4 protein-coding genes and 2 pseudogenes are annotated in these 4,460 nt (G+C 52.1%); 3 read left to right on the forward strand and 3 right to left on the reverse strand.

All coding sequences use genetic code 11. From position 1 onward, the window contains the following. Nucleotides 1–55: 55 nt before the first annotated feature. The 3 genes and pseudogenes from kdsC to BG74_RS02015 all read right to left on the reverse strand — a co-directional run bounded on the left by kdsC (nucleotide 56) and on the right by BG74_RS02015 (nucleotide 2,121). A complete protein-coding gene (gene kdsC / locus BG74_RS02010; RefSeq protein WP_066596231.1) occupies nucleotides 56–619 on the reverse strand; it encodes a 3-deoxy-manno-octulosonate-8-phosphatase KdsC in 564 nt (187 codons plus the stop codon). A 14-nt stretch (nucleotides 620–633) separates the two neighbouring features. Continuing rightward, nucleotides 634–1,088: pseudogene (locus tag BG74_RS10105) on the reverse strand (KpsF/GutQ family sugar-phosphate isomerase); the annotation flags it as partial. A 176-nt stretch (nucleotides 1,089–1,264) separates the two neighbouring features. Then, a pseudogene (locus tag BG74_RS02015) lies at nucleotides 1,265–2,121 on the reverse strand (calcium:cation antiporter family protein). Between the two features lie 272 nt (nucleotides 2,122–2,393). Here BG74_RS02015 and mlaF point away from each other — a divergent pair. From mlaF to mlaD, 3 genes are all read left to right on the forward strand, one after another. Further along, a complete protein-coding gene (mlaF, locus tag BG74_RS02020; RefSeq protein ID WP_066596233.1) occupies nucleotides 2,394–3,203 on the forward strand; it encodes a phospholipid ABC transporter ATP-binding protein MlaF in 810 nt (269 codons plus the stop codon). 8 nt (nucleotides 3,204–3,211) lie between these two features. Then, the gene (gene mlaE / locus BG74_RS02025; protein ID WP_066596235.1) at nucleotides 3,212–3,994 is read left to right on the forward strand and encodes a lipid asymmetry maintenance ABC transporter permease subunit MlaE; all 783 of its coding nucleotides are present in this window, start codon (nucleotides 3,212–3,214) and stop codon (nucleotides 3,992–3,994) included. A gap of 4 nt (nucleotides 3,995–3,998) precedes the next feature. Continuing rightward, on the forward strand, nucleotides 3,999–4,460 hold a 462-nt coding region (gene mlaD / locus BG74_RS02030), incomplete at its 3' end, for an outer membrane lipid asymmetry maintenance protein MlaD (protein WP_066596236.1).

Genomic DNA, 4,460 nt, shown 5'->3' on the forward strand with positions numbered 1-4,460 from the left:
ATAAGTATCAGTACCAACAATCCCAGTAGCGCCTTGGTCCAACGCAAATTCTTGCTCATACCGACTGCCCTTTGGCATCCTCCAACCTCCCCTGCGCCAGAAGTAACAGGTCGCAGACTTCCCGCACAGCGCCGTGACCGCCAGTGATGCGGGTAACGTAATCGGCCATTGGTCGCAATAGCGGGTGCGCATCCGCCACTGCCACGCTCAGGCCGACCTGGTCCATGACCGGAGCATCAATCAGGTCATCGCCCACATAGGCGACCTGTTCCGCCGTTAATGTCAGTTTACTCAGAAGCGCTTTAAAGGACAAAGTCTTGTCCGACTGCCCCTGGTAAAGATGCGTAATGCCAAGAGTGGCGAAGCGGTCCTCCAGTAGCCTGGCGGAGTAGCCGCTAATAATAGCGACCTCAATGCCAGATGCTAGTAAACAGCGAATGCCGTAGCCGTCGCGGGCATTAAACGCTTTGAGTTCTTCACCGTCATTGCCCATATAAATCAGGCCGTCGGACATTACGCCATCCACATCGCAAATCAGTAGACGAATATCTCGGGCGCGTTGCAGCACCTTCTGCGCTACAGGTCCATAACACGTCTCGACGGTGGGGGTCTCTTGCATAAAGGTGTTCCTTGTTATATCACGCCAGCTTGTGGCATATCATGCATGTGCACTAAACCTGTCAGGTGGTCACCTTGCGCTATCAGCAGCGAGATAATGTTGCGCGCCTGCATCAGATTGAGCGCCTCTACCGCCAGCGTTAAGCTCTATGTCTATATTAAACACTCGCCGCAGATCGCCGTCGGTGAAAATTACCAGCAATGACATTATTGCGCATCGCAAATCACCGTCATGCCAAAATTTTTACGGATGATTTCCAGCAGCGTGTACCACAACGAAATGAGGCCGTGCGAGCGGGTGGTCATCGGAATATCGTCGCCGCTGTGCATGATATCGCTCACGCGCAGTAGTAGTTTACGTCCTAATGCGCTGCCGGGATGCGACAGAGCGAAATCCTCGGCGGTGAACCCTCTCGCCCGCAGCGCATGGTCACCGCCAGCGCGTCGTCCATTACCACTACTTTGCCGGTGCATAAAAACAGCGCTTCGCAAGTATGGCGAAAATCGTCGTTGATATATTGATCTAGCTGCACAGACCCTCCAGCTCAATAGCGAGAACCTGCTTACTCAGCGGCGATAAAATCAAAGGCCGGCGCTAAGTATTCTGCAACATAAAATGTATCCTGATTGTTCTCTGTGCAGGAAGCTAGATCAACAGCACCGCGAGATAGGCGATGAACCCACAAACCAACAAAGCCCTCCGACAGGCGATTTATCCGGCGCAGTTTAGAAGGCAAAGGGCGGAGAGAGTAACGCTCGCCGCCAGGATAACCCAATAATCGCGGGCAAAGGCATCGGGATTGAAGGGGCCAGCCAGAATAGGACAGACTGGGGATGCCCAGCACAATAACACTATTGAAGATATTAGAGCCAATAATATATTACCTAAGGCAATACCATCTTATCCCTTGAGTGCCCTGCCACAAGCGTTGCCAGCACCGTCAGGTCGACTACCAAATCGCTCAGGCCAAAAAACGCGCTAGGACGCTGGTGTTATCGGTCACCATCTGCGTCGGAATGGGCATAACAATAAACGACAGTACTAGCCACAGGACCGCCACGGTACTATTGCTATCCTGCGTATCTCTGCCAGTTGTTCACGGGTCAGCGTGTCTATGCCTTAGCGCAGCGCAAGCTGGGATATGATGATCAGCAAGGTAGCCCTCCGCTCTCAGCAGGCCGCACAATAACGTAATCAATAAGCAGTATCGGAAGATCGCGCTGCACGATATCAGAGCGAAAGGTCACTGGCCAGATAAGCACCACGCTGCCGACAATTAGCGTGATATTGATAATGTTAGATCCTAGGATATTGCCCACCGCCATATCGATTTGATTATTCAGTACTGTGATCACCGCAACAGTAATTTGGGCAGCGAAGTGCCGAAGGCGACGATGGTGCAATCGATAAGCCAGGGCGCAACCCGCCTAACAGTCGGTTCAACACGGCCGCACATAGACCAATCTGTCCGCGCCATACACTAATAGAATTAGGCCAATAATTAATAATTACGTGGCAAAAAGCATGATAATTTCTTAGATTGAGCAAAAAACCTGTCCCGTTGGCACATCATATAGCCGTCGAAGAGAGACGAAAAGCGGATAATAAACGCAAACTGGCGTTCATTTTGCCCGCTTGACGGATAAAAGTAAAACACGGCGATAAAGTTATCCGAATATGGGCCTGATGAATCGAGAAAAGTTCGATGAAATGGTCGGCTTGCTCTACTATCATCACTGCAAAACGTGGGTTCGGGAAAAAAGGGCAGTAAACTATGAACCAGAGCGATAACATGGTCGAGATTCGCGGATTAAGCTTTTATCAGGGTAATCGCGTCATTTTCGATGATATCAGCATGCAGTTTCCGCGCGGCAAAGTCACTGCGATCATGGGACCGTCAGGTATCGGTAAAACTACCCTGCTGCGCCTTATCGGTGGACAGTTGCCTCCAGACAGCGGTGAAATTTGGGTGGACGGAGATAACATTCTCACACTATCACGCCGGCGTCTTTACGAGGTGCGTAAAAAAATCAGCATGCTGTTTCAATCCGGTGCGCTGTTTACCGATATTAACGTTTTTGAGAACGTGGCGTTTCCGCTGCGGCGGCATACCCGTTTGCCGGAGCCTGTGCTGCGCAGCACGGTGCTGATGAAGCTTGAGGCAGTGGGTTTGCGGGGAGCGGCCGCTCTGATGCCTGCCGAACTTTCCGGGGGTATGGCTCGCCGTGCGGCGCTGGCGCGCGCTATCGCGTTGGATCCTGAGATTATTATGTTGGATGAGCCGTTTGTTGGACAGGATCCGATTACCATGGGGGTGCTAGTCAAACTTATCGACAAAATGAATCACGCGCTCGGCGTCACTTGCATCGTTGTGTCCCACGACGTGCCGGAGGTGTTGAGTATCGCCGATTACGCATATATCGTCGCCGAGCAGTACGTCGTGGCGGAAGGCACCCCGGCCAGCCTGCGTGAAAACCAGGATCCCCAGGTAAGGCAATTTCTCGACGGCATCGCCGACGGGCCGGTGCCCTTTAACGTTCCCACCGAAGATTATCAAACCCAGCTATTAGGCACAGGGAGTTAACCTCAGTCATGGTATTAGAAGCTATTGTGTCCTTCGGGCGCCAGGGGATCAATATTTGCAAAGGTTTCGGCCGGGCCGGTGTCATGCTATTCAATGCGTTGATAGGCAAACCGGCCCTACGCGAACAATGGCCGCTACTGGTGAAACAACTTTATGGCGTCGGCGTATTATCGCTGGTTATTATTATGGTCTCCGGCCTGTTTATCGGTATAGTGCTGGGGCTGCAGGGCTATATTATTCTCACTACCTACAGTGCGGAGTCCAGTCTAGGAATGTTGGTTGCGCTGTCGCTGCTACGCGAGCTGGGACCGGTGGTGACTGCGCTGCTGTTCGTCGGCCGGGCGGGATCGGCTCTGACCGCCGAGATAGGTTTGATGAAGGCAACCGAGCAACTTTCCAGTTTGGAGATGATGGCGGTGGATCCACTGCGCCGAGTGGTGGCGCCGCGCTTTTGGGCCGGCATCATTAGTATGCCGCTGCTCACGGCGATTTTCGTCGCGGTCGGCATCTGTGGCAGCACCGTGGTCGGTGTAGAATGGAAAGGTATCGACAGAGGGTTCTTTTGGTCCAATATGCAAGGCGTCGTGGACTGGCGGCAAGATTTGGTAAACTGTGTAATCAAGAGTATGGTTTTCGCTATCACCGTCACTTGGATTGCTCTGTTCAATGGTTACGACGCGATCCCGACCTCCGAGGGAATCAACCGCGCAACGACCCGTACGGTGGTTCACGCCTCGTTGGGGGTATTGGGATTGGATTTTGTTCTGACGGCACTGATGTTTGGGAACTGATTGAATGAAAACCAAAAAAATTGAAATCTTGGTCGGCGCGTTTATGATTATTGCCTTTTGTGCCATTGTATTTATTTGCCTGAAAGTTGCGGATACCCGCTCGGTGAGCAACGCAGCAACTTATCGGATCATCGCGTCTTTCGATAATATCGGCGGACTCAAATTGCGCTCGCCAGTGAGGGTTGGTGGGGTTGTCATCGGCCGGGTCGCGGATATCACCCTTAATCCGCAAACGTATACGCCAAAGGTTACCATAGACATTGAACAGACCTATAATCATATACCGGATACCAGTTCCCTTGCGATTCGCACCTCGGGGCTGCTAGGTGAACAATACCTGGCGCTGAATATCGGTTTCGAGGATCCGGAAATGGGCACGTCTATTCTAAAAGATGGCAGCGTGATCCAGGATACTAAGTCCGCTATCGTACTAGAGGACCTTATTGGCCAGTTTTTGTATAAGAGT

Source organism: Sodalis-like endosymbiont of Proechinophthirus fluctus, assembly GCF_001602625.1.
In the GTDB taxonomy this organism is placed as follows: domain Bacteria; phylum Pseudomonadota; class Gammaproteobacteria; order Enterobacterales; family Enterobacteriaceae.

Bases quoted from the DNA above. Each gene is read 5' to 3' on its own strand.
- kdsC (WP_066596231.1), bottom strand. From the start codon at position 619: ATGCAAGAGACCCCCACCGTCGAGACGTGTTATGGACCTGTAGCGCAG.
- mlaF (WP_066596233.1), top strand. From the start codon at position 2,394: ATGAACCAGAGCGATAACATGGTCGAGATTCGCGGATTAAGCTTTTAT.
- mlaE (WP_066596235.1), top strand. From the start codon at position 3,212: ATGGTATTAGAAGCTATTGTGTCCTTCGGGCGCCAGGGGATCAATATT.